The sequence below is a fragment of the Pyxidicoccus fallax genome, from assembly GCF_012933655.1.
In the GTDB taxonomy this organism is placed as follows: domain Bacteria; phylum Myxococcota; class Myxococcia; order Myxococcales; family Myxococcaceae; genus Myxococcus; species Myxococcus fallax.
This window is the reverse complement of record NZ_JABBJJ010000185.1, coordinates 1-25,125: the sequence shown is the minus strand read 5'-3', so window position 1 is coordinate 25,125 and position 25,125 is coordinate 1. Positions and strand designations below refer to the sequence as shown.

15 protein-coding genes and 1 pseudogene are annotated in these 25,125 nt (G+C 71.5%); 12 read left to right on the top strand and 4 right to left on the bottom strand.

All coding sequences use genetic code 11. The features are described from left to right. Positions 1-209 precede the first annotated feature (209 nt). From HG543_RS32055 to HG543_RS32045, 3 genes are all read left to right on the top strand, one after another. Positions 210-1,133, top strand: coding sequence for an RluA family pseudouridine synthase (locus HG543_RS32055; RefSeq protein WP_169348721.1), 924 nt, complete (start codon positions 210-212; stop codon positions 1,131-1,133). Between the two features lie 980 nt (positions 1,134-2,113). Next, entirely contained in the window at positions 2,114-2,308 is a 195-nt protein-coding gene (locus HG543_RS32050; RefSeq protein ID WP_169348720.1) for a hypothetical protein, read from the top strand. A 4-nt stretch (positions 2,309-2,312) separates the two neighbouring features. Continuing rightward, positions 2,313-3,056: a hypothetical protein gene (locus HG543_RS32045; protein WP_169348719.1), complete on the top strand. Its 744-nt coding sequence runs from the start codon at positions 2,313-2,315 to the stop codon at positions 3,054-3,056. 175 nt (positions 3,057-3,231) lie between these two features. Here HG543_RS32045 and HG543_RS32040 read toward each other — a convergent pair whose 3' ends face one another. Further along, positions 3,232-4,257, bottom strand: a complete 1,026-nt coding sequence (locus HG543_RS32040; RefSeq protein ID WP_169348718.1) for a glycosyltransferase — start codon at positions 4,255-4,257, stop codon at positions 3,232-3,234. Between the two features lie 22 nt (positions 4,258-4,279). Here HG543_RS32040 and HG543_RS32035 point away from each other — a divergent pair, with 22 nt between their 5' ends. Then, complete coding sequence (locus tag HG543_RS32035; RefSeq protein WP_169348717.1) at positions 4,280-9,481, top strand: hypothetical protein; 5,202 nt, start codon at positions 4,280-4,282, stop codon at positions 9,479-9,481. A gap of 1 nt (position 9,482) precedes the next feature. Here the strand turns inward: HG543_RS32035 and HG543_RS32030 are convergent, their stop codons facing one another. Then, complete coding sequence (locus tag HG543_RS32030) at positions 9,483-10,334, bottom strand: PorV/PorQ family protein (RefSeq protein ID WP_169348716.1); 852 nt, start codon at positions 10,332-10,334, stop codon at positions 9,483-9,485. Between the two features lie 225 nt (positions 10,335-10,559). Between HG543_RS32030 and HG543_RS32025 the strand changes: the two genes are divergently transcribed. The 5 genes from HG543_RS32025 to def all read left to right on the top strand — a co-directional run bounded on the left by HG543_RS32025 (position 10,560) and on the right by def (position 21,242). After that, positions 10,560-11,315 (top strand): hypothetical protein, encoded by a 756-nt coding sequence (locus HG543_RS32025; RefSeq protein ID WP_169348715.1) that lies wholly within the window; start codon positions 10,560-10,562, stop codon positions 11,313-11,315. A 157-nt stretch (positions 11,316-11,472) separates the two neighbouring features. Further along, positions 11,473-12,099, top strand: a complete 627-nt coding sequence (locus tag HG543_RS32020) for a glutathione S-transferase family protein (protein ID WP_169348714.1) — start codon at positions 11,473-11,475, stop codon at positions 12,097-12,099. 250 nt (positions 12,100-12,349) lie between these two features. Beyond that, entirely contained in the window at positions 12,350-14,740 is a 2,391-nt protein-coding gene (gene priA, locus HG543_RS32015; RefSeq protein WP_169348713.1) for a replication restart helicase PriA, read from the top strand. Positions 14,741-14,754: 14 nt separating this feature from the next. Further along, the gene (locus HG543_RS32010) at positions 14,755-20,613 is read left to right on the top strand and encodes a DnaJ domain-containing protein (protein ID WP_169348712.1); all 5,859 of its coding nucleotides are present in this window, start codon (positions 14,755-14,757) and stop codon (positions 20,611-20,613) included. A gap of 86 nt (positions 20,614-20,699) precedes the next feature. Continuing rightward, complete coding sequence (gene def / locus HG543_RS32005) at positions 20,700-21,242, top strand: peptide deformylase (protein WP_169348711.1); 543 nt, start codon at positions 20,700-20,702, stop codon at positions 21,240-21,242. On the opposite strand, the gene nth is transcribed toward def, so the two are convergent. After that, on the bottom strand, positions 21,187-21,909 hold the full coding sequence (nth, locus tag HG543_RS32000) for an endonuclease III (RefSeq protein ID WP_343073487.1): 723 nt from the start codon (positions 21,907-21,909) through the stop codon (positions 21,187-21,189). The two genes, def and nth, sit on opposite strands and share 56 nt — an antisense overlap. 69 nt (positions 21,910-21,978) lie before the next feature. Between nth and ltaE the strand changes: the two genes are divergently transcribed. Next, positions 21,979-23,004, top strand: coding sequence for a low-specificity L-threonine aldolase (ltaE, locus tag HG543_RS31995; RefSeq protein WP_169348709.1), 1,026 nt, complete (start codon positions 21,979-21,981; stop codon positions 23,002-23,004). 128 nt (positions 23,005-23,132) lie between these two features. After that, complete coding sequence (locus tag HG543_RS31990) at positions 23,133-24,122, top strand: peptidoglycan DD-metalloendopeptidase family protein (RefSeq protein ID WP_169348708.1); 990 nt, start codon at positions 23,133-23,135, stop codon at positions 24,120-24,122. A gap of 34 nt (positions 24,123-24,156) precedes the next feature. Here HG543_RS31990 and HG543_RS31985 read toward each other — a convergent pair whose 3' ends face one another. Beyond that, a complete protein-coding gene (locus tag HG543_RS31985) occupies positions 24,157-24,426 on the bottom strand; it encodes an HU family DNA-binding protein (RefSeq protein ID WP_002635502.1) in 270 nt (89 codons plus the stop codon). A 321-nt stretch (positions 24,427-24,747) separates the two neighbouring features. On the opposite strand from HG543_RS31985, the pseudogene HG543_RS31980 reads away from it, so the two are divergent. Then, a pseudogene (locus HG543_RS31980) lies at positions 24,748-25,125 on the top strand (hypothetical protein); the annotation flags it as partial.

Sequence of the window (25,125 nt, the reverse complement as noted above, 5' to 3'; positions counted from 1 at the left end):
GCCTGGATGCGGGCCCTGCCTGGCGGGCGGGCGGCATGGGGTGTCCGCCGGGCACGGAGTCCTCGGCCTGTTGGATGGGCGGCCCATCGGCCCGCTTCCGAGCCGGGAGCCCAGGCGATGGCGAAGCTTCAGCGGCATCCGGGTCGCGGACGTCGGGTCGCGAGGCGCGCCGCTTCCCAGGATGAGCGCGTCACACGCGAGGTGGTGCCATGAAGCGACGGACATTCCGCGCGGAGGGCGCGGTGGTGGGGAGGGGCGTGGCGGATGCGGTGGCCTCCGAGCTGGGACTGCCCGCGGCGGAGGCGCGCCGGCTGGTGGACGTGGGCGCGGTGTACGTGGGCGGGCGGCGCAGCCGGGATGCGAAGGCGCGACTGACGGCGGGACAGGCGGTGCTGGTGGTGCTGGAGGAGGGCGGCGCGAGCCCATTGGCCGAGGCGCCACCGCCTCCGGCGCTGCGCGTGCTGTACGAGGACTCGGACGTCATCGCCGTGGACAAGCCGGCGGGAGTGACGGCGCAGCCCACGGAGGGACGCGTGGGCGGGAGCCTCGTGGACTTGGTGGGCACGCACCTGGGGCGCGAGGCAGGGCTGGTGCACCGGCTGGACCGGGAGACCTCCGGGGTGACGGTGTTCGGAAAGACGGCGGCGGCCACGTCGGCGCTGGCGGCGGAGTTCCGCGAGGGACGGGCACGCAAGCGGTACTTGGCGGCCACGGGGCCGGGACTGCCGCCCTCGGGGACGGTGGACCTGCCCTTGTCGAAGGACCCGTCACGCCCCGGACGCTGGAGGGCGACCCGGGCGGCGAACGGCGTGCCCGCGCTCACGGACTTCCGCACGCTGTACGAGGGACCGGAGTTCTGCGTGGTGGAGTTGCTGCCCCAGACGGGACGCACGCACCAGCTCCGCGCGCACCTGACCGCGCTCGGGGCGCCGATTCTCGGGGACTCGCGCTACGGCGGCGCGGCGAAGGCGGGTGGGGTGGAGGCGTCGCGGTGCCTGCTGCATGCGCAGGCGCTGGAGCTGGGACACCCGCGCACGGGCAAGGCGCTGAGAGTGGAGGCGTCGGTGCCGGAGGACCTGATGCGGTTCTTCACCACGGCGGGGGTCGCGGTGCCGCAGGGACCGATTGGTTGAACACCTCGTTTTGGCCTACAAGCGAATGATTGAAATGCATCAGCCTACGAAGCGCGTAAATCAATAAAACGCAAGAAGTTGTTTGCCTCCGATTAGCGGACTCTGTGATTAATGCTTGGCAGATCAGGCAAAACGACTGAACCCACTGTAATCTTGGTGAGTAGACTTCGCGAACTGGCCAGCCTGTTGCTGCCAGACCTACGCCACTGGATGTGCATACACTGCTTCAGCTGCACTCCGAAGTACTCAGAATCGCTGTCTCTCTCATGACAAGCCAAACGGTGAACTCTTCGGGCCAAACGCATGAAAGATGTCGGTGGCTATGTTACGCCGCGCTGGGAGGCTGCAAGTGGCAGGACTGGAGCGGCCCATGGGTCAGGTGATGATCTTGTCTACATTTGACCACCCAAGGGGCTTCCATTTTCTAGAGCGTGCGGTGTAGGCTTGGGTGTGTGACACCGCCAGAGCAAGTGAACTATGGAGATCGGAGGGCGTTGCCCTTTACGCGATGGGTTCGCGACGAAACACGCGAGAAGCGCGTGATGTTGGAGCCCTACGAACTCTCATTGTCACACGCCTTGTGGTGGGATCAGTCGATTCAGCCGGATATTGACGCAACCGTACCAAGAAGAGCTGATGCAGGGTGGATTTGGACCTGGATCCAAGCCACATCGAACTTGATCGGCGGCATATCGGGTCAGCAACCACGAGGCTATGCCCTCGGAGTGCCCGACCCACATAATGACAAGTTTTACCCCTGCTGCATGCTGCAGACCGTAGAGAATTTCCCACTTGCGGTCGGTTCCAGCATTCTGGGTCGAAGCTCAGCTACTCAGTGCGTGTTCGTCTGGTACCTATCCGCGGCTCCCCGTGCCACTTTACGAACGGTTCTCCCCAACGGGACGACGCCAAGCCTGCTTGGTCGCTTGGCAATCGACGTGGCAGTCACCCGCTCATTTAGGCTTGGGTTGGAGGGGCGAGTGCTGCTGCATGCAGACCCTCAAGGAGGCGATAACCTGCTTGGCTGGTACAAGAAGCTCGGAATGTCAGCGGTTCCACGAGAAGCGCACATTTCAAGAGCTAGAAAAAACGATGGTCGCTATTTTTATTTCAATGAAATAGACGCCCTGCTCTTTAGTAAAAGCAACGATAAGTATCGGACCTTGGTGGAGTAGCCTGATGCCAACCAAAATGAGCGATTTTGAACGCCTCGCTGCGCTCGACACATCCGGGAACGGCCGTGTTGATGCGGCACTTCGTGCTCTTGGGCGCTCCAGTTTGGGGGTAACAGTATTGGAGCGGCTTCTGGCGGCAGAAGTAGAAACACCTCCGATGCCTGCGGAGAAAGATGCTTCCGTCGAACCTCGCAAGGGACGTCCCTATCCGACCAATGTTCCAGTCCCATCACTGTCTTCATCTCGACGGGCAGATGAGATTCCAACAAACGGCTTGATGCGCCAAGGAAGCGCCACGAACATCGAACTCCATCGGCCACGGCCTTCACTTCTGGGCCGGCTGTCCTTTGTGACACTCAAGGCACTTCCAACTTTGGCTGCATTGGGAGTTCACACGTTTGTGGTCGTTATCCTGGGCGGGTCAGTTGAAAAGCTTGAGCCGATGGGTGTCCCAGCGACCGTTACGCTGGCCGCTGCGGCTGTGCTTTTGATTAGAGGCTTAATAGTCAAGGCCGTGGAGTTGGCAGGCGCCTTGATTAGCAAGCAAGAGGGGGCAGGTGAGCCGCTTTCGACTCGTTCTCAACTTGAAAGGGAGATCATGCTGCTGCGCTTTCGCGCGGAACAACTCGAAAGAGAAGCACACCTAGTTCATAACGCAGAAGAGCAACTGGTGAGCAAGTTGAAAGCGGAAGGAGAGGGGATTTCTACCATGGCTGATTTCGGGGCCCCGTCGCGTCCAGGATATTAGCACGAAAAGTAGCGAAACAGCGTTCCCGGACTACACAGCAAATGCCTTGGCGACGCAACTTGTTCGTCAGTTCTTACTGCCGAGCTGCGAGAGGGAGTGTTTCTAGGGTAGCTCCCATACAGGCGACAGAAGCTTGGGATTGCTTGTCTTCAAGGGGAACAGACTTGCACTGCCATCACGCCGCGCAGGTGAAGTCGCGTCCCTCCACCCAGCCGCGCGCGGCCAGGTCGGCGCGAATCTCCTCTCGCGCCCAGCGCACGCCCACGCAGACGAGCAGATGCCCCCGCTCGCGCTCCGGAGGGCCCAGCTCGTCCGGTGACACCACGGGGATGCCCTGGATGCGCGTGCCCACCTTGCGCGGATGGACCTCCACGAAGCGCTCCACCGTGGCGCCCTCCTCGCGCAGGAAGCGCGTCAGCGTCTTGCCGCTCGGGCCCGCGCCCCACACCGTGCAGGGACGTCCGTCCGCCAGCGGCCCGCGCCCGCGCACCAGGTAGTGCGCCTTCGTCCACGTGAAGCGCCGCACCGCGTAACGCGGGTCCGTCCACGTCAGCCGCTGACTGCTGTCCCTCCAGCGCAGCAGCACCTCCGCGACGTTCCTCATGCCGTGGCCACGGTCCATCAGCTCCAACCACAGCGCGTAGTCCTCCGGGAAGTCCCCGTGACGCCAGCCGCCCGCCGCCACCACGGCCTCGCGGCGCAGGCACACCGAGGGGTGGCACACGGGGCTCTCGATGAAGCGCTCACGGAAGAGCCGCTCGGCCGACGTCAGCCCGTTGAGCCACGCGGCGTAGGCCTGGAACGAGGGGCTCACGGGCTGGTCCTCGCGGAACAGCTCCACGCCCGTGCCCACCCCGGCCAGCTCCGGCTCGGCCTCCAGCGCGGCCACGCTCGCCTCCAGGCGGCGGGGCAGGGCCTCGTCATCCGCGTCCATCCGGGCCACGTAGGGCGAAACGGACCTCCCGAGCGCCAGGTTCAGCGCCGCCACCAGCCCCCGGCCCCCGCCTTCGAGGACCTCCACCCGGGAATCCCTCGCGGCGAGCCCCTCCAGCACGGCACGCGTACCGTCCGTGGAGCCGTCATCCACGGCGAGCACGTGGACGTCCCGGAGAGTGCCCTCCAGGAGGCTCTCCACGGCGGCGGCCACGGTGGTCTCGGCATTTCGAGCGGGAAGAAGGACGGTGACAGCCGGGACGGGCATCGTTGTGTAGACTGCACCACCCATGGGTGGCGTGAGAAACGGCAAGAACGCCGGCACGCCGGAGCCCGCGACCGCCCGACAGGAGGCGCCGCGGGCCGGCGCGCCCGACGTCGGGCCGGCGGAGGATGCGCAAGACGCGGTGGACCGGCATCTCCGGACCGCCGGAGTCCTGCTGCGCCAGGGCTCCGCCCCCAGGGCCTTCGGAGAGCTGGCCCGCGCCAGTCGTACCGGGTTGATGACTCCGCGCCTGGCCGCGGCGCTCGTGCGCTACGCCCTGCTGGCGGGCACCGAGGCCGCCGCCATCACCCTCCTGGATGCCGCGTCGGGACTGACGCCCGGCGTCAGACTCGCGGTGCGCCGGCAGCTCGCTCGAGTACTGCGGCGGGTGGGGCAGGTTCCTCGCGCCATCGCCTCGCTGGAGGCACTCCTGACGGAGCTCCCCGAGGACCGGCGCGCACGGCGGGTGCTCCAGGTGCTCCGGACGCGTCTCCATGCGCGGGCTCCGGGAGAGAGCCGGGGCGACGTGGAATCTCCGAAGCGCGGTGCGGGTGAGCCCGCGTCCAGCGGCTTGCTGTCGAAGCTTCCGACGCCGAAGGGCGGGGTCCAAGGCCGCGCTGTCTGGGAGGACGCCGACTACCGCGAGCCGACACTGGTGGATTCGGCCTCGGGCAAGCCCGCGGAGCCGCCGCCTCCCGAGCACCGAGAGCGCACTGCGGTGGCGTTCCCTTCGGCTTCGACGTCCGAGCCTCGCGAGCGCACTGCGGTGGCGTTCCCCTCGGTATCGCCGCCCATGCCGCACCTCGCCGGCGCGTCCGCGGCGGGGTTGAAGCCGGACATGTCCCCCGCGGAGCTCCGCGCGAAGACGGAGATGGCGCTGCCCGCGGTGGACCTGTCACGGGGTGCATCACCCGAGAAGCCTCGCGCGACCACGGAGGCATCGCGGCCTGCCTCGCCCACGCGGACTGAGGCGGAACCTTCAGCCGAAAAGCAGGAGATGGCACGACCGGACTCCCGCTCGCGTCCGGCAGCGGAACCTCCCGCGGTGAAGCCGGAGTCAGCACGGCCAGACGCTCGCGCGTACACGGAGGTCGAGCTTCCCGCGGTGTCACGGGAGGAGCCTCGAACGAAGACGGAGATGGAGGTGCCAGCGGTTGGCGCCGTGCCCTCCGCGCAAACGGAGAGTCCGCGCACGAAGACGGAGGTGGAGCTTCCGGCCTTCGGTACGTCCGCGGGGGCCCCGCCCACGGTGGGCGTGGCCTCGGCCACACCTTCCTCCGATGCGCGCAAGACAGCGGTGGAGATGCCCGCCGTGGGCGTGACTCCGAGCCAGTCGCCCTCCGCGCGGAAATCCACGGCGAAGATGAAGCAGGCGCACCTGTCCGTTCCCTGGGACGAGGTCGATGACGACGACGCGGACGAACCCCAGGAAGCGGTAGCGGCCAGACCTCCGGCGGCGCGAGAGTCCCGTGCGCCGCCTCCTCGGACTGGAGAGTGGGACGCCGACGAGGACACGAGCGAGGTCACCTCGGAAGCCCTGCCACTCCTTCCGGGCTATGAGCCGCCGGGTGCACCGGGACCGTCGAAGGCACCGGGGGAGGGCGCTCTCCGCTCCAGTCCTCCATCGCCCGGGCGCGCGGCGCGAACGGACCCTCCATCCCCCGCTGCTGGAGCGGTCTCCGGGAAGGGCCAGCCCGCCGCCGCTGCGTCTCCGTGGGACACGCAGGAAGTCTCCATGGCGGACCTGGAGGCGGCGCTCGGAGGCGCCCGTTCGCCAGGCGGTGCCGCTTCGAACGCTGGCGCCGAGTCCACGCGAGCATCAGGCGCCGCTGCTCCGAATGCTGGCGCCGAGTCCGCGCGTTCGTCGGGTACGAGTGCTCCAGGCACTGGCGCGAATGCGGGTGCCGAGTCCGTACGCGCATCGGTCACCGCTGCATCCCAGGCGGGTGCCAGGGCTGGACGCTCGTCGGCGATTGCCGCATCCAGCTCGGGCGCCGAGTCCGCGCGCTCGTCTGGAACCATTGCTCCAGACGGAGGCACCGGGTCTCTCCGCTCGGAAGCCCCGCTCGTCTCCGGACAGCGCACGCCTCCGACTGGCGCGGACCGCACCGACACCACGGAAGCAGGGCAGGGGCGCGTATCGGCTCCGCGTTCAGCGGCGAGGGCTGCCTCGACCGCGGACGCGGAGGAGCTGGCCCGCTCGCAGAAGCTGGAGGCCCAGCTCGTCGCGCGGCAGGCGTGGCGCGAGCTGGCCCAGCTCTACCTGAAGCGCGCCGACCGGGCGAAGGACGTGACGGTGCGCGCGGAGGCACTCACCCGTCTCGCGGAGGTGATGGAGAACGAGCTCCAGGACCCCGCGGGCGCCGCGCGCATGTACCGCGAGATTGTCGAGCTGACGGGAGACCGCACCGCGCTCCGTGAACAGGTGCGGTTGTTGTCCTCGCGCGGAGATGCGTCCCTCGTGCGCCGCGCGCTCGACGAAGCCATCCAGCGGGCCCGCTCCGAGCGGGCTCGCGCCGGGGCGCTCCTGACGCGTGGTGAGCGCTGGCTCCACATGGGTGAGCCCGCCAAGGCCCGCGCGGACTTCGAGGCGGCGGATGCGCTCGCGCCGGGGATGTTGCCCGTGCTCGCGGGCCTGCTCCGCTGTGTCTCGGCCTCGGAGCGTCCCGCCGCCGCCGAGCGACTCCGCCTCGCGCTGGCGACCGCGCCTCGCCGCGCACCCGACCGGCTCGAAGCGCTGCGAATGCTCGCCGACGCGGCCGAGGAGTCCCTGGGCGACCCGCGCATGGCGCAGTGGGCCTGGACCGAGGTGCTCGCGGAGAGCCCCGAGAGCGAACAGGCCCGCGAGCGGCTCATGGCGCTCGCGCGGAAGTTGGGGGACCCCAAGGCGCTCGGCCATCTGCTCCGCGCGCAGCTCGCCCGGGAGTCGCGAGGGCCCTCCGCCCGTCACGCTCGACTGGAGCTCGTGTCCACGCTGGAGGCGCTGGGCGACACGGAAGCCGCGCTGCACGAACTGCGTCAGGCCGTGCGCTACGAGCCCGGTCACAAGGAGGCGTGGCTGCTCCTGGTGGACCGCCTCCTGGCGCGCGGGAGCACGGGCGAGGCCGCGTGGGCGCTGGAGCACGCCGCCACCGCCACCGAGGACGAGCTGGAGCGCGAGCGGACGTGGGAGCGACTCGCGCGACTCTGGAAGGACGTACTGCGCGATGCCGAGCGCGCGCAGGTCTACGCCCGTCGCGCGGAGGGACTGCGGCAGGCGCGCGAGGAGCGCGAGCTTCCGCCGCCCGAGCCACCTCGCAGCGCCACGCCACGCCGGGAGCCGAGCGGTCCCCGGTCGCCGCTCATCCCGGCGCCCCCCACGCTGTCCCTCACGCCCTCGGGCATCGCGGCCCTGGAAAACGAGGTCACCTCCAGCACGGACCCTGGCGCTCCGCCCGTGGCGGTGGATGAGCCTGGTCCTGGCAACAAGGACGCGCGTGCACGCAAGGGCGATGCGTCTCCTGCCGCGCGTGACAGGGCTGCGGCTCCAGGAGAGTCCACGGCGGCGGTGCAGCCTTCGGAAGCCCGGGCGGAGCGCACGTCCGCCGCGCCGGCCGGCAAAGCGGGGCAGCGGACATCCGTGCCCGAGAAGGCCCGTGCGGAACGCGACGTCGCCGCCCCCCGTGTCCCCGCCTCGGGTGGAACGAACGTTCCTTCCACTCCGGCGGCATCAGCCGGAGCCGTTCCTCCTCGCCCCGAGCGAGTTCCTGCCCCAGGTGGAATGAGCGTTCCTTCCACGCCGCCGGCCTCCGGAGCCCTGCCGCCCCGGACCGAGCGCGGGCCCGCCCCCGGTGGAACGAACATTCCTTCCACGCCGCCGGCTGCCGGAGCCCTGCCGCCCCGGGCCCCCTCGGCGAAACCCTCCGCCCGGCCGCGCGGCGCCGACAAGCCCGCCGTCCCGCCGCGGCTCGACCCCGTCGTCCCCGACGACAGCGAGCACTCCGTCGAGGCCACCCGCGCCATCGGTGCCAATCTCCGCGTCCAGGGTCCACGGGGGCCCGAAGCCCCCGCGCAGAACGGGAAGGCCATGGACCTCATGGGCGAAGAGCCCATGGACCTCGGCTCCGCGCCCGTGGCGGAGACGCGCCTCATCTCCTGGGAGGCGCCTCCCGGCCGCATGGACCCGGTGCGCCGCATCGTCCGCTCGAAGCCCGAGGGCACCGTCTCCGCGCCCGCTCCAGCCCGTCCGGCGGCCGCCGCGAAGCCTCCGCCCAAGCCCGCCCCCGGCGCCACCGAGACGCGCGAGGCGCCCGTCATCGTCGAGCCTTCCCCCGACACCGAGCCCAACGCCTTCCGCCACCTCCGCGAGCGCCCGCTCGACCCGAAGCCCTACCGCGAGTCCGCCACGTACTTCGACGAGCAAGGCGACACCGCGCGGGCCACGTTGATGCGCGAAATCGCCGACGCGCTCGAAGGCCGCGAGACGCCCGCGCCCCGCGTGCAGCGCCCGCCGCTCACCTCGGACGAGCGCGCCGGCCTGCGCCACCCCGGCCTGCGCACGCCCTCGGGCGAGCTGCTCGCCTGCACCGGCATCGCCCTGTGCCGCCTGTTCCCCGCCCAGGGCCGCGCCGCCGGAGCCTCGGAGCCCCTGCGTGCCTCCGCGGGTCCCGGTGCTCCCGCCGTGCTCGACGCGCTCCACTCCGCCGCGCGCCTGCTGGATGTCCACCTGCCGGAGCTCGTGCTCGCCGAGGACGACGGCCCGCCCTTCACCGCCGTCCACGTCGGCAGCCCGCGCCTGCTCGTGGGGCGGCTCGCGCTCCGCCAGCCCCTGCCCGCCGCCGAGCTGCGCTTCCACGCCGGCCGCGCGCTCCTGTCGCTGTCGCCGGACCTGCTGGCCCTGCGGGCCCTCAAGGGAGCACAGCTCCTGCGCGCCCTGGCCCTCCTCACCCAAATCCTGAAGGACCCGCGCGCCTCCGGCCCCGAGGCCCGCGTCGTGCGCGAGTCCCTCTCGCCCCGAGCCCTGGAGCGCGCCATCACCCTGGTGGAGCCCGGCACCCGCGACTTCGATTCCTCCGCGCTCGCGGACGCGGCGCGGGACTCGGCCAACCGCGCGGGGCTCGTCGCCTGTGGAAGCGTCGGCCCCGCCCTGGCCGTCCTGCGCGCCCGCCACAACCCGGACGCGGAACTGGTGGAGCTGCTGCGCTTCGCCGCGTCCGAGCGCTACCTCGAGCTGCGCGCGCCGCGCTGACTCAGCGCATCTGCAGGCGCAGGGTGAGCGCCAGCAGCCGTCCCTTCGGCCCGCCCAAATCGTGGCGGTAGCCGAGGTCCAGCCCGCCGCCGCTCTCCGTCATGAAGCCGATGCCCGTGCTCAGCTGCGACGTGCGCTTGAAGCCGTCGTAGCTGTAGCCCGCGCGCACCGGCAGCACCTGCCCGAAGAGGTACTCCAGGCCACCGTTGTACGTGTACGTGTTCTCGTCGTTCGTCGTGAAGTCCGCGCGCACGTCGCCAGCCACCGTCAGCATCCCCGTCATCACGCCCACGTGCGCCGAGTAATAGCGCGTCAGCTCCTCGTTGTCCGTGTCGATGAGGTTGTGCGCCGAGAAGCCCGCCACGAACGCGGGCGACAGCCGCAGCAGCACGCCGGTGTCCATGGTGATGGAGTTCGCGTACCGCTGCTGGCCGCTCATGCGCAGGTAGCGCGCCGTGGCGCCAATCAGCAGCGACTGGCCCAGCGGCAGGCCCACGCCCAGGGAGCTGAAGTGCGCGCTGGTACGGCCACCGCCGCGTCCCAGGCTCACCCAGTGGTAGTCGATGCCCATGGCCAGCCGGCTCGTCGCGGCGTCGATGACGGAGATGCCCAGGAGGCCCTCCTTCGACCGGGTGTCCCACGCGCCCGTGCCCTCCACCCGGTACGCGGGGTAGAGCGCCATGGCGGCGGGGTTGCCCATCACCGACTCGGAGCCCAGGCCCAGCGCCCGGTACGCGCCGCCCATGCCATAGGCCCGGGCACTCATGATGTCCCTCAAGTCCTCCGAGCGCTGGGCGAGGGCGGTGGTGGACACACACAGGGCGAGGAGCAGGACGAAGGGGCGGAGCGGCATGGCGTTCGCATCCTATCGAGCTTGAAGGGGTAGGGGGCCATCAATAGATTCCCGGCCGCATGTCCGCCAGCACCCCCGCTCGGTCCACCCGACGACACGTTCACGGGCCCACGCCACGGCGCGGGTGACAAAGCGGGTCACCTCGGGGCCAATATCGCCCCCCGCGCTTCGAGCGCCCTGGATTGCTCGAATTTCCCCGCGCGGAGTCATCGAGACGGAGAAGCCGTGAAGCGCATCGCCGCACTGCTCGCAGTCCTGGTCTCCTTCGCCGCGGGTGCCTACGTGCTGCCCGGCAGCTCCATCATCCGCCGGATGATGGCCGAGCGGAGCGAGCTCAAGCTGTCCTCTCTTCGCGTGGAAGGCTCGGTGAGCTTCAGCGGCCCGGCGGTGAAGGAGGCCGGCGCCGCGATGGGGACTCCCACGGACCGTCCCGAGGTGCAGGGCGACGGCGTGCTGTCCATCCGCGTGCCGGGCCGCTGCCGCTTCGAGGCCTCGGTGAAGGACGGCAACGCCCGCGCGGCCTCGGTGCAGGCGGGCGGCCGCCGCCGGGCGGAGGGCACCGAGGTGCCGTCCATGTCGGTGCTCGTCGCGCAGGTGTGCCCCATCCTCGCGGCGGGCGGCGGGGACGTGCAGGACCTCAAGGAGGCGCTGCAGCAGTACCTCCAGTCGCTGGGCGTGGACACGGGCCGCACGGGCCTGGCGCGCTTCGGTGGCGAGGTGGCCTACGTGATTGGCGAGCAGGCCGAGGGCCGCCCGCAGTTCTGGGTGTACAAGGATTCGTTCCGGCCGGCACGGCTGCGCTACACGGACAACGCCAAGAACGAGTGGGACGTGCGCTTCCTGGATTACACGTCGCCGGCCACCGGCGAGTGGATGCCGCGCACCATCGAGGTCTGGCGTGGCGGCCAGCGCGCCCTGCGCTTCACCGCGCTCAAGGGCGACAGCCGCGCCAACCTGCCGGACAAGCTCTTCACGCCGTAGCCGCGGGGCGTCACCTCCCCGCCACGGGAATGGCGGGGAGGGATGTGGGAAGCCACACCTCCTCCCTTCGGAACGCTTGCGAGCGCGGGGCCGTCGATGAAGAGTCCGGCCCGCACGGCCGGGGCTCCACCCGGCCCGCCACGAAGAGGAGATGCACATGAAGGTGTACGGCCACCCGATGAGCACCTGTACGCGCAAGGTCCTCACCACCCTGGCGGAGAAGGGTCAGGAGGCGCAGCTGGTCCTCGTGGACCTGACGAAGGGCGAGCACAAGCAGCCCGCGCACGTGGCTCGCCAGCCCTTCGGCGTCATCCCCGCGCTGGAGGACGATGACGGCTCGATGCTCTACGAGTCGCGCGCCATCATCCGCTACCTGGACCGCAAGCTGCCGGGCACCTCGCTCACGCCGACGAACCCGCGCGCCTACGGGCTGATGGAGCAGTACATCAGCGTGGAGCAGTCCTACTTCACGCCCGCGGCGATGAAGGTCATCTGGGAGCGCTTCTTCAAGCCCCACATGGGCGGTGGCGCGGCGGACGAGGCCCGGGTGAAGGAAGGCCTCGAGGGCGTGGAGAAGGTCTTCGGCATCATCGACCCGGTGCTGGGCAAGCAGCAGTACTTCGCGGGTGACAGCTTCTCGCTCGCCGAGGTGTCCTGGATGCCGTACATGGAGTTCTTCGTCGCGGCCGGCGGTGGGGACCTCCTCAACAAGCACAAGAACGTGGCCGCCTGGTGGAACCGCGCCAGCAGCCGCCCGTCGTGGAAGAAGGTCACCGGCAAGTAGTCCCCGCGTCACCGGAGCGCTTCCAGGCCGGGGCTCCTCACACGGGGCCCCGTGCCCGCTCCACCTCCGTTTCCCTTTCAATCCCTCGTGAAGTCCCCGCGCGCGCGGGCCCGCGCTAATCACGCGTGAGCCCGGGTGCAAGGGGCACACGTGCGCCGTGCCCACCGCGCGGGGGCATGTCAGACCCGTCCTGCACTGTGTCACCCGGGAGCAGGACGGAAGGGGTTGGGGCGACGGTTAAGGGAGCGACATGGAACAGCATTCCTTGTGGAACGACACGCACGCGGAGCCGGCGGTGGAGCAGCCCTCCACGCGGGGTTCCAAGTCCGTGCGTACCTCCGGTACGAGGAGCCGCCGGGAACTGTCCGAACCCGAGGGCACCGCTACAGTGGGCCCCGCAGTGAGCGCTCCCGTCCTGGCCTCCATCGCCGTGGGCCGCCCCGTCCGGGGCGAGTTCACCTATTCCGTCCCGAACGAGCTCGCCGGCAATCTCGCGCCGGGCCAGCGCGTGCTCGTGCCGTTCGGCCGGGGCACCGCGCTGGGGTTCTATCTGGGGCCCGCCTCCCCGCCCGCCGAGGAGGGCGTGAAGCTCAAGCCCATCCAGCGCGTGCTGGAGGACTCGCCCTCGCTGCCGCCGGACCTCATCGCCCTGCTGCGCTTCGCGGCCGTGCACTACCGCTACCCGCTGGGCGAGGTCATCCGCGGCGCGCTGCCCCCCGGCCTGTCCAAGGCCGTGGACGAGAAGGAAGCCAAGCCCGACGTGCAGCACTTCGCGGTGGCGCTCGTCAACGAGGTGCCCCCGGAGCTGCACCGCGCCCCCGCCCAGTCCGCCGCGCTCGCCTACCTGCTGGCCGTGGGAGGCCGCGCCCCGCTGGAGGAGGTGTCCCACGCGATTCCCGGCGCGCGCGAGACGCTGAAGAAGCTCGCCGCGCGGGGCATGGCGAAGCTTGAGGAGAGGAAGCTCGAGGCCGGCGTGAAGGAAGGCCTCATCCAGGGCCGCCCCGACCGCCTCACCGTCGAACAGGACGCGGCCGTCCAGGAGCTGCACAAGGCGCTGGACGTGGGCGAGTTCCAGCCCTTCCTCCTGCACGGCGTCACCGGCAGCGGGAAGACGGAGGTGTACCTGCGCGCGGCGGAGCATGCGCTGTCTCTCGGCAAGGGCAGCCTCATCCTGGTGCCGGAAATCGCGCTGACGCCGCAGCTCGTGGGCCGCTTCCGCAGCCGCTTCGGCGCGGAGGTGGCGGTGCTGCACTCGGCGCTGAAGGACCGCGAGCGGCTCTTCCACTGGCAGGCGCTGCGCCGGGGCGACGTGAAGATTGCCGTCGGCGTGCGCTCCGCCGTCTTCGCCCCCGTGGACAACCTGGGCCTCATCGTCGTCGACGAGGAGCACGACCCGTCCTTCAAGCAGGAGGACAAGCTGCGCTACCAGGCCCGCGATTTGGCCGTGGTGCGCGGCAAGCAGGCCGGGGCGGTGGTGGTGCTCGGCTCGGCCACGCCCGCCCTGGAGACGCTGGAGAACGCGCGGCGCGGGCGCTACCGGCTGCTGGAGCTGAAGAACCGGGTGGATGACCGGCCCATGCCCACCATCGAGCTGGTGGACCTGCGCGTGGAGCGTCCGCGCGAGGGCGTGGTGACGGAGGAGGCACCCATCCTCAGCCCGCCGCTGCTCGCCGCCATGGAGGAGACGATTGGCCGCGGGCAACAGGTCATCCTCTTCCTCAACCGCCGGGGCCACAGCACCGTGCTCCTGTGCGAGGTGTGCGGCCTGTCGCTCAAGTGCAGCGAGTGCGACGTGTGCCTCACGCACCACCGCTCGCAGAACCGGGTGGTGTGCCACTACTGCGGCCTGGCCATGCCGGTGCCGGACCGGTGCGGCGAGTGCACCGGCCCCATGCTGAAGCTGGGCATCGGCACGGAGAAGGTGGAAGCGGAGGTGCTGGAGCGCATCCCCACCGCCCGCGTGGCGCGGTTGGACCGGGACTCGGCGACGAGCGCGGAGCGGCTGACGGAGATGCTGGCCTCGTTCGCGCGCCGGGAGATTGACGTCCTGGTGGGCACGCAGATGGTGGCCAAGGGGCACGACTTCCCGGGCGTGACGCTGGTGTGCGTCGTCATGGCGGACACGTCGCTGGCGATTCCAGACTTCCGCGCGGCGGAGCGCACCTTCCACCTGCTCACCCAGGTGTCCGGGCGCGCGGGGCGCGGCAAGGACCCGGGCCGCGTGCTGGTGCAGACGTACAACCCGGACGCCGAGCCGGTGAAGCGCGTGCTGGCCCACGACTTCGACGGATTCGCGAAACAGGAACTGGACTGGCGCAAGGCGCTGGCGTACCCGCCCTATGCGCGCATGGCCGCCATCCGCCTGGAGGGAGAGCACCCGGAACAGGTGGCCAGCGTGGCGCGGCACCTGGGCAACCTCGTCTCCCGGCACATGCCGCCGGCATCGGCGGGGGTGCGCCTGTTGGGGCCGGCGCTGGCGCCCATCTCCCGCATCCGGGGGAAGACGCGGTGGCAGCTGCTCGTGAAGGGTCCGACACATGCGGCGCTCGCCCCGCTGCTCGGTAGGGTAGAGGCGGCCCTGGCGGACGTCCCCAACGCGGTGAAGGTCGTCATCGACGTGGATCCAGGAGCCATGCTGTAGACTGGTTGCCCCCCATGGGCGCACCGGTCCTCCTCGTCCACGACGACATCGCCACCATCGCCGCCGTGCGACGCCTCCTCACGCGTGAGGGGTACGAGGTCATCCTCGCCACCTCCGCCGCGGATGCGGTCATCGGCTTCGGGCACTACCAGCCCGTGCTCATCGTGCTCGCCCCCGCCGTGGAGAGCGGGCGCGGCCGGCTCGTGCTGGAGGAGTTGATTCAGCATCCGGATGGGAAGAAGGCCCGCGTGCTGCTGCTGGGCGAGCCGATTGCCGGCTTCAGCGCCCCGGTGGCACCGCTGCCCCTGGACGGCACGGGCTTCATGGAGTTGGTGGGCTCGCTCATCCGCTCGCCCTCGGAGGCGGACGCCTGGCACGTGATGGAGAACCGCAGCCTGCCCGCGTCCGGCTCCGGTACGGAGGCGACCGGTGCCGAGGCGGAGGCCTGGCATGCCACGGCGCCGGCCCCGGTGGGCGGAGACCCCACGCTGGCCAACGCGCTCTTCGGCGACCTGGCTCCGCTGCACCAGTCGGACTGGGAGCTGGCGGCGATGACGCCCGAGGAGCGCGACGCGCACCAGCATGAGCAACACGAGCCCCCGGCGTCCCTCGACGTGCAGGCCGCCATGGAGCAGGCGCACCAGGAGGTCGAGGCGCAGGCGATGGCGTCCATCGACTCGGTGCTCGCCTCGGGTGGCGCGGAGGAGGGCTGGAGCGAGGGGACACCGTCGGCGGTGGACGGCGACTGGGCAGCGGCCGTGGGCGGGGCGCCGGGAGACGAGGCGGCTGGAGCGGATGCCGGGGCTTCGTCGGGTGACTGGACGGGTGCCGTGGACGGCACGCCGGGGGAGGAAGGGAGCGGCGAGGCTTCGTCGGGTGACTGGGCCTCGGCCGTGGGTGATACCGGGGCTGAAGGGACCGGAGCGGAGTACGCGACTTCGTCGGACACCGAGGGCGCGGAGCTGCCGGCGGGTACCGCCGACGTGGAGGCGGAGGTCCGCGCCGAGGCCGAGCGCCTGGCTCAGCTCGAAATCGAGGCGGCCCTGGCGCGCGAGCATGCGGAGCTGACGGCGGAGGCGTCGCCGCCAGTCGGACAGCTCGCGTGGACGGAGGAGCCCGTCTCGCCGTCGGTGACGCGACCGGCCACCTCCGGTCCCCAACTGGGGGACGCGGACTTCTTCGACGTGCCGGAGGATACGGCGACCTCAACCGAGGCGGCCTTCGCCGCGGCCCCGGCCGAAGCTCCGGTGTGGACGGAGCTGCCCCCGGACCCCGAGATGGAGAACACCGCTCGCATGGCGGTGGGCTTCGACCCGCTTCAGGCCACGCCTCCGGGCGAGGCAGCTTCCGCGCGGGACTCGGAGTGGGGAACGGAGGCCGAGCTGGGAGAGGACGGCCCGACCGCGGCCGCTCCAGAGACCTCCGCCGACGCGTCCTCCGAGGACAGCGCGGCCGGCGATGACGCCAACGAGAACGAGACGGGCGCGGATTCGGAAGAGGCCGTGCCGTCCGCCTGGGACGTGCTCGAAGCGGAGCTGCAGGCCTCGGTGCGTGCTCGCGAGGAGGTGGAGGCCGCGGCGAGCGGAGAGGGCGAGAGTGCTCCGGACGAGGACGCGGACGCGAGCACCGCCCGGACCGAAGACGCGGGCACGGGCGGAGAGCTGGCCGCGGACTCGCGGGCGGATGAGGACTGGAGCGACGTGGGCACGTCCGCCGGTCTGGCCGCGAGCCCGGGCGGTGAGTGGAGTGACCCGGCGACGGCTGACAGCATGGCCGCGAGCCCGGGGACGAACGGCGACTGGAGCGAGCCAGCCCATGGCGACACGTCGACGCCGGCGGCTCCTGCCCACGTCGCGGCCCTGGACGCGGCAGGACTCGATACCCCGGCTCCGGTGAACACCGTGGTCCCGGGAGCGAGCGCGGGCGCGGACTGGTTCGACTCGGACCTGGAGCCCGTCGCGCCTCCGGTGACGTCGACGCCGACGCTGCTGGAGTTCGCGCCGCCTGGACTGGTGCAGAAGTCCTCGACGTCCTCGCCTGTTGGAGTCGACGCGGGCGCGGGGGGTGGGACGCCGGCCCTGCTCGCGCAGTGGCAGGCCCAGCAGGAGGAGTCCGAGCGCCAGCTCGCGGAAGCCCACGAGCGCGTGCTCAAGGCTCGTGCCGAGCTGGAGAAGGAGGCCGCGCTCCGCCGCGAGGTCGAGCAGCAGAGCGCGGAGACGCGCGAGCTGAGCGAGTCGCTGCGCGGGGTCCTGGAGCGTGAGACGGCGCTGCGGCTCGAGGCCGAGGCCGCGCGCGAGCAGGAGGCCTCGCTCCGGCACGTGGCCGAGCAGCTCGCGCAGGCGGCTCGGGAGCGGGAGCAGGCGCTGGATGAGGAGCGCTCGCGCGAGGTGGAGCTGCGGCTCGAAGCGGAGCGTCAGCTTCAGGACCTCCAGGAGCGCCTCGCGGCGCTGGAAGAGGCGCGCGAGCGGGACGAGCACCACCGCCGGGAGCTGGAAGCGGAGCTGGAGGTCATCCGTCAGCGTGACGCCGACCTGGAGCCCCAGCGCGCGGAGGAGCTGACGCGGCTGCGGGAGCAGGTGGCCGCGCTCCAGGAGAAGCTGGACGAGGCGGAGACGCGGGTCGGAACCGCGGTCCGCGAGCGTGCCACCGTGGATGCCGCCGCGAAGGCGGCGATGGGCCGCTTCGAGGAGCGGGAGCACGACCTCACCGAGCTGCATGCGCGCGTCGAGAAGCTTGAGGCGCGACTCCGGGAGGAAGCCAAGGCCCGCGCCGCGGCGGAGACCCGCGCCAAGGCGGCCATGCAGGCGCTGAAGGAGGTCGAGGCGCGGCTGGAGTCCGAGGCCGCCGGTCGCGTCGAGGCCGAGGCCCGCGCGGAGGCGGAGGCCAAGGCCCGCCGCGACGCGGACTCCCGCGCCGAGTCGGCGGAGACGACGACGTCCTCGGCGGAGGACCGCGCGGAGGCGGAGACCCGCGCCCGCGAGGCGGCGGAGGCTCGAGCGGAGGCGGAAGCCGAGGCCCGGCTCGCGGCGGAGACCCGAGCGGCCGCGGAGGCCCGTGCTCGCGAGGAGGCGGAGGTCCGGGCGGAGCTGGCGGCCCAGGCCCAGGCCGAGGCGGAGGAGCGCGCGGAGTCCGAGGCGAAGGCCCGGAAGGAAGCGGAGGCCCGCGCCAAGGCGGAAGCGAAGCAGCATGTCTGGGCAATGGGGAGCCTGGAAGAAGCGACCGGGCAACTCGCCAGGGCGAAAGAGCTATTCGAGGAGGAGCAGAGAAAGGTCGCCGAGGCGGAGGAGCGCTCCTCACTCGCGGCGCAACTCTCCGAGGAGGCGGCGGCCCGTGCTGATGCCGAGGCAGAGAAGCGGGCCGAGGCCGAGGCTCGCGCGGAAGCCGAAGCGAAGCTGCGCGCTGAGGCCGAAGCTCGCGCCGAAGAGGAAGCCCGGCTGAGGGCCGAAGCGGAAGCCCGTGCCGAGGCGGAAGCACAGCGGCGCCTGGAAGCGGAAGCGCGCGCCGAAGCCGAGGCCCGCGCCCGCGCCGAATCCGAAGCCCGCGCCGAGGCCGGCGTCACGTCCAGCTCCGAGGCCGAGGCTCGCGCCGAGGCCGAAGCGAAGCGACGCTCCGAGGCCGAGGCCCGCGCCGAGCTCGAGGCACAGCAGCGCGCCGACGCTGAAGCCCGAGCGGAGGACGAAGCAAAGCAGCGTGCTGACGCGGAGGCCCGAGCCGAGGCCGCCGAGAAACATCGCGCCGAGGCGGCAGCCCGAGCGGAAGCCGAAGCGCAACAGCGCGCCGAAGCCGAAGCCCAGGCGGAAGTCGAAGCGAAGCAGCGCGCCGAGGCCGAAGCCCGAGCGGAAGTCGAAGCGAAGCAGCGTGCCGAGGCCGAAGCTCGCGCCGAGGTCGAAGCACAGCAGCGCGCCGATGCGGAGGCCCGTGCCGAAGCCGAAGCGAAGCAGCGCGCCGATGCGGAGGCTCGTGCCGAAGCTGAAGCGAAGCAGCGCGCCGATGCGGAGGCTCGTGCCGAGACCGAAGCGAAGCAGCGCTCCGACGCCGAAGCTCGCGCCGAGACCGAAGCGAAGCAGCGCTCCGACGCCGAAGCTCGCGCCGAGGCCGAAGCGCAGCAGCGTGCCGAAGCCGAGGCACGTTCCGACTCCGAGGCAAGGCAACGAGCCGAGGTCGAGGCCCGCGTCGAACAGGAGTCCACCCAGCGCGCGGAAGCCGAGGCTCGCGCCGCAGCCGAAGCACAGCAGCGCGCCGACGCCGAAGCGCGCGCCGACGCCGAGGCAAGGCAGCGCGCCGACGCCGAAGCCCGAGCCGAGGCCGCCGAGAAACACCGAGCCGAGGCCGAAGCCCGAGCCGAATCCGCCGCGAAGCAGCGCGCCGAGGCCGAAGCGCGTGCCGAGTCCGAGGCGAAGGCCCGCGCCGCGGCGGAGGCTCGCGCCCAGGAGGCCGCGCAGGCCCAGGCCGAAGCCGCCAACCGGGCCAAGACAGAAGGCCGCCACCGCACCGCCCTGGAGGTCCGCCTGGAGGCCGAGGCCCGGCAGCGCACCGCCGCGGAGACCCGCATCGAGGAGGAGTCCCGCGCCCGGAGCACCGCCGAGGCCCAACTCACCGCCCTCCAGAGCGAACTCCAGCAGGTCCGCGAAGAGCTCACCCGCGAGCGCGAAGCGCGAGAATCCACCGAGAAGGCCCTCGAGGCCCTGCGCGCCGAGAAGGCCCAACTGGAGACCGAGTCCGCCGAGGAGCGGGCCCGCGCCGAGCGCGAGCGCCAGGAACTGGAGGAGCGCGCGCACCGCGAGGCCGAGGAGGCCGCCGCGCAGGCCCGCGCCGCGCTGCTCCCGCTGGAGTCCCCGCCCGGCCGTCCGGAACTGGCCGTGGCCCGCAGCGGCAGCGTCACCCAGGACGGCCTGGCGAAGCTGGTGCTCCGGCTCTGCGAGGCGCGCATGGAGGTGCGCCTGGAGCTGAAGGTGATGAACGCCCTGCGCGTGCTCTGGCTGCGCGACGGCGCGCTCGTGGGCGCGGTCTCCTCCGCTTCCGGCGAGTCGCTCGTCGACCGCGCCCGCGCGGACGGCCTCATCGACGCGCGCCAGGAGGGCGAACTGCGCCTGGTGCGAAGCGCCACCACGAGCGCCCTGCTGGACGCGCTGCGAGGCCGCGGCTACCTGCGCGAGTCCGAGGCCGTGCCGCTCGTGCAGCGCTACACCGAGCAGGTCTTCCTGGATGCCCTCTCGGAGCCCTCCACGCTGTACCGGCTCGTCGTGGAGCCGGCGCCGCACGAGGTGGCGCTGGCCGCCGCCACGCGTCCGCCGCTGCACCTCCTGGCCGAGGCCCTGCGCAACACCCTCACCGCCGAGTCCCTCCTGGAGTCCGCCGGCAGCCTGCGCGCGCGAGTCACCCGGGGCGACATCCAGATGTCCCCCGACGACTTCGGCCTGTCCCAGCGCGACCTGCAGCTGCTGTCCCAGGTGGACGGCGAGCACACGCTGGAGGCCCTGCTCCTGGGCGCCGGCCTGCCGCAGGACTCGGCCCTCAAGGCGCTCGCGGTGGCGCGGACGCTCGGGCTCATCACGCTCCAGCCCGCGACGGACGAGGACACCGGCGAGCTGCCGCCGGAGCTGGACGTGCGCCGCCTGGAGGCGAAGTTCGAGGAGATCCAGGACGCCGACTACTTCACCGTGCTGGGCCTCGCCCGCACGGCGGGGAGCGAGGAGGTCAAGCGCGCCTACGAGCTGCTGGCCGCCGAGTTCCACCCGCTGCGCTTCGCGGGGCACCCGGACCCGGCGCTGCAGCACCGCGCGCAGCAGATCCGCAACGTGCTCTCCGAGGCCGCGCAGGCCCTGGGAGATGACCGGCTGCGCTCGGAGTACGCCCGCAGCCTGCTCGACTGATGCCCGGGGGACGGCCGTGCTCCCGCGCGGCCAGGGCCCCCGGCCGGTGGTTGCCCGCCCGCTTCGAGGGAGTTAAGAGGGCGTCCATGGTTCGAGACATCCTCATCTGGCCCGACCCCATCCTGAAGCAGAAGGCCCGGCCCGTGGCGAAGGTGGACGACGCCGTCCGCACGCTGGTGAAGGACATGTTCGAGACGATGTACGCCGCCGAGGGCGTGGGGCTCGCCGCCCCGCAGGTGGGCGTGCTCCAGCGCGTCATCGTCCTGGACACCACTTCGCGTCAGCCCGAGCTGAAGCCCATCGCGATGATCAACCCGGAGATCATCTCCATGGAGGGAGAGACGACGTATACCGAGGGCTGCCTCTCCATCCCCGGCGAGTCCGAGGACGTGGACCGCGCCGCCGTCGTCACCGTGAAGTTCCTCGACGTGGACGGCCAGGAGCAGACGCTGCGCTGCGAGGGGCTGCTGTCCATCGCCGTGCAGCACGAGGCGGACCACCTCGACGGCACCGTCTTCGTGGACCACGTCTCCACGCTGAAGCGCGAGCTCATCCGCGGCCGGATGAAGCGCCTCAAGACCTCGCGCGAGCGCGAGCGCCGGCCGGCCGCGTCGGCTTCTTCGCGGTAGCCGCGGCGGCCGTGGCGCGCACGCCCTTCTTCGGGCACAGGTCCGCCACGACGCAGCGCTCGCACGCGGGCGAGCGGGCGAAGCACGTCCGCCGCCCGTGCCACACCAGGAGCTGGTGCCCCAGCGTCCACCGCTCCTCGGGCAGCACCGCCTGCATGTCCAGCTCCACCTTGTCCGGGTCTTCCCGCGTGGTGAAGCCGAGCCGGTACGCCAGCCGCTTCACGTGCGTGTCCACGGGGAAGGCCGCGTCGCCGCCCAGGTGGATGCACACCACGCCCGCAGTCTTGCGGCCCACGCCCGGCAGTCCCTCCAGCACGGCGCGCTGGAGGGGGACCTGCCCGGCGTGCGCCTCGACGAGCGCCCGGGCGGCCGCGACGATGTTCTTCGCCTTGGCGCGGTACAGGCCACAGGTGCGGATGAACGGCTCCACGTCCGTCGGTTCTGCCGACGCGTAGGCCCGGGCGTCGGGGAAACGTTGGAAGAGGGCGGGCGTCACCATGTTGACGCGCTTGTCCGTACACTGCGCGGAGAGGATGACGGCGACCAGCAACTCCAGAGGCGTCCGGTAGTCCAACTCGATGCGGGCATCCGGCATGTCCGCCGCCAGCCGGTCCATCACCGTCAGTGCGCGCTGCTTCTTCTCCGCCGCCGTCTCACGTCCAGGCACGCGCCCGTTGTATGTCACCCCTGCCGCGAGCCCAAGCACCGGCTGGGGCCAACCCTTTTCGAGAAACCCATGAAGCCCATCGACTTCCGCTCCGACACCGTCACGAAGCCCACTCCCGCCATGCGCCGCGCCATCGCCGAGGCCGAGGTGGGGGACGACGTCTATGGCGAGGACCCCACCGTGCGGCGCCTGGAGGAGCGGGTGGCCGAGCGGCTCGGACTGGAGGCCGCCGTCTTCACGCCGTCGGGCACGCAGGCGAACCAGATTGCCATCGGCGCCTACTGCCGCTCGGGTGACGAGGTCCTCACCGAGGCGGGCAGCCACATCATCCAGTACGAGGGCGGCGCGGTGCCGGCGCTGTGGGGCGTGCAGCCGCAGCCCCTGCCGGGCCAGCGGGGCCTCCTGACGCCGGAGCAGGTGACGGAGTCGGTGCGCCCGGAGAACATCCACGCGCCGCGCACGCGCCTGCTGTCGCTGGAGAACACGCACAACCGCGGCGGCGGCTCGGTGTGGCCGGTGGAGCGCTTCCGCGCGGTGGTGGAGGCGGCGCGCAAGGCGAAGCTGGCGGTGCACCTGGACGGCGCGCGTCTGTTCAACGCCGAGGTGGCCGCGGGCGTGCCGGCGTCGGCCTGGGCGAAGCTGACGGACTCCACGTCGGTGTGCTTCTCCAAGGGCCTGGGCGCGCCGGTGGGCTCGGTGCTGGCGGGCCGCAAGGACGTCATCTACGAGGCGCGGCGGCTGCGCAAGCGGCTCGGTGGTGGCATGCGGCAGGCGGGCCTGCTGGCCGCGGCGGCGCTGTACGCGCTGGACAACCACGTGGCCCGGCTCGCCGAGGACCACGCGCACGCGCGCAGGCTGGCGGCGCTGCTGGCGGAGGTGCCGGGCGTGAAGGTGGACGCGGCGCAGGTGGAGACCAACATGGTCTTCGCCGAGTTCTCCCGCCCCGCCATGGAGATGGTGGACCTGCTGACGAAGCACGGCGTGCTCACCAACCCCGCGGGCGGCCCGCGCACGCTGCGGCTCGTCACCCACCTGGACGTGTCCGCCGAGGACATCGACGAGGCCGTCGCCCGCATCCGCCGCGCCGTGGCCTGACACGCAAGGGCGGGTGGCCGCTCCCACCCGCTCCCACGCGTGGTGAAACGGGGCCCATCGAACACCCCGCGCCCCGCTCTGGCGGCGTGAGGAAGGGCCCGGGCATGCCGTGCTAGGCTCGCGGTGCCGTGCGCCGCCTCAGCCTCCTCGTCCTCCTCACTGTCTGCGCCTGTGCCGCGCCCCGCGCGGAGAAGATGAGCTTCGAGGAGCTGTACGGCGCGTCTCCCGCCGTCGCGTCCGCCGAGGACCTTCCGCCCGTGCCCATCGCGCGGGAAGTCCGCCCCCGTTCCTCCAAGGAGCTGGAAGCGGCGCTCGCCGCGTTCTCCGAGCGGGCCCGCGAGTACCGCAAGCAGGTGGCGCGCGGAGGCGCCATGCCGGCCGCCCAGGAGGCGAACTGGGCGTGGATGACGCGCGCGCTGGACGGCTTCATGTCACGGACGCTGGATCCCTCTGACGCCCGCGGCGTGGAGAAGGCCCGGAGCGTGCTGGAGGCCGAGCTGGAGCAGGACGGCCGCACCTACGGCGACATGCCCGGCGCCCTGGCGGAAGGGGTGATGGTGCGCGTGGGGCGGCTCGCCCTGCTCATGGCGGTGATGCACCGACAGGAGCACCCGGAGGAGCTGGAGGGCCTGCCCCGCCTCACGTGGCCGCTGTCACCGGTCTCCATCACCAGCCTCTACGGGTACCGCTGGCACCCGATAACGGGCCAGCACCGCCGCCACCTCGGCGTGGACCTGGCCGCGCAGCTCGGCCAGCCCATCTACACCGCCGAGAAGGGCGTGGTGCTGCGAGCCGGGTGGAATGGCGACCACGGCAACCAGGTGGAGGTGCAGCACGCGGGCGGCTGGGTGACGCGCTACAGCCACCTGTCCCGCGTGCTGGTGGAGCCGGGTGAGGTGCTGGCGCGCGGTGACGCGCTCGGCCTCGCCGGCGAGACGGGCCTGGCCACCGGCGTCCACCTGCACTTCGAGCTGTGGCGGGACGGCGAGCCCGTGGACCCGCTGGACGCGCTCGGCGGGGAGGAGACCCCGTCCGAGCGGGTGCCCATGGCCTCGAGCCGTGCCGCACAGGGCCCCGCAACGCATCAGGGGCGCCGCCCCGTGGGTCAGCGCCCCTGAACATGGAGCCCGGAGGTCCGCCGCGCGGGAAGGCTCAGAGCGAGTTCTTCAGCTCCTTGGCGGGCCGGAAGCCGATGGTCTTCGAGGCCTTCAGCTTCATCATCTCGTTGGTCTGCGGGTTGCGGATCTTCCGCGCCTTGCGCGAGCGCACCGACCAGGTGCCGAAACCGGGGTAGCTGAAGCGGGCGTCCTTCTTCACCGCCTTGCCGATGTTGGTGAAGACGATGTCGAGGATCTGCGCCGCGGACTTCTTGGTGAGACGTGTCTGCGCCGCCACCACCTCGACGAGCTCTGCCTTGGTCATTACGCCCCTCCGTCCTTGCCTTGCGTTGTCTGGTCTTGAGAGTCCTTACCTGCCCGGTGGTAACAAATCGCTCTTTTCCCTGTCAATGCTGACCGCGCTCCGGGGCCGGAAAATCGGCCTCCGGGCGAAAACTTGGCCCTCTGAAACACCGGACGTACAGAGGAGAAGTCCGTCGCTTCTGTCACATGACGACACTCCACCCGTGGTGAGCTTTTGAAGGGCCTCCGGGTGATCGTGTCTGGAATAAAGTCTTTGGAATAATGATCACTTGGCGGGGCGCGCTGATCGCTCTTCCCCACCGCCCCGCGAGGAGGCGCTAGAGTGCCCGCTCGCGTGCGCTTCCGAACGTTCCTCCCGTGGCTCCTCGTGCTGTGCGCCTGCCGGACCCAGGTTCCGCGCGAAGCCCCCGCGGTGGAGGTCACCCGCACCCACGTGTGGGTGGACCCGGCGGGGTGGAAGCCCGGAGATGGCTCGCGCGAGCGGCCGCTGCGCTCGCTCGCCGAGGCACTGGTCCGTCCCGGTCCGCTGACGGTGCACCTGGCGCGGGGGACTTACACCGGCCCCTTCACGCTCCCCCCGGATGTGCGCGTGGAGGGCGGGGGGGCCGGCTCGGTCCTCTACGCGAAGGGGCCGGACGCCCCGGTGGTGACAGCGGGGCGCGACGCCCTGCTGACGGACCTGGAGGTGCAGGGGGGGAGC

Bases quoted from the DNA above. Each gene is read 5' to 3' on its own strand.
- HG543_RS32055 (WP_169348721.1), top strand. From the start codon at position 210: ATGAAGCGACGGACATTCCGCGCGGAGGGCGCGGTGGTGGGGAGGGGC.
- HG543_RS32045 (WP_169348719.1), top strand. From the start codon at position 2,313: ATGCCAACCAAAATGAGCGATTTTGAACGCCTCGCTGCGCTCGACACA.
- HG543_RS32040 (WP_169348718.1), bottom strand. From the start codon at position 4,257: ATGCCCGTCCCGGCTGTCACCGTCCTTCTTCCCGCTCGAAATGCCGAG.
- HG543_RS32035 (WP_169348717.1), top strand. From the start codon at position 4,280: ATGGGTGGCGTGAGAAACGGCAAGAACGCCGGCACGCCGGAGCCCGCG.
- HG543_RS32030 (WP_169348716.1), bottom strand. From the start codon at position 10,334: ATGCCGCTCCGCCCCTTCGTCCTGCTCCTCGCCCTGTGTGTGTCCACC.
- HG543_RS32020 (WP_169348714.1), top strand. From the start codon at position 11,473: ATGAAGGTGTACGGCCACCCGATGAGCACCTGTACGCGCAAGGTCCTC.
- priA (WP_169348713.1), top strand. From the start codon at position 12,350: ATGGAACAGCATTCCTTGTGGAACGACACGCACGCGGAGCCGGCGGTG.
- HG543_RS32010 (WP_169348712.1), top strand. From the start codon at position 14,755: ATGGGCGCACCGGTCCTCCTCGTCCACGACGACATCGCCACCATCGCC.
- def (WP_169348711.1), top strand. From the start codon at position 20,700: ATGGTTCGAGACATCCTCATCTGGCCCGACCCCATCCTGAAGCAGAAG.
- ltaE (WP_169348709.1), top strand. From the start codon at position 21,979: ATGAAGCCCATCGACTTCCGCTCCGACACCGTCACGAAGCCCACTCCC.
- HG543_RS31985 (WP_002635502.1), bottom strand. From the start codon at position 24,426: ATGACCAAGGCAGAGCTCGTCGAGGTGGTGGCGGCGCAGACACGTCTC.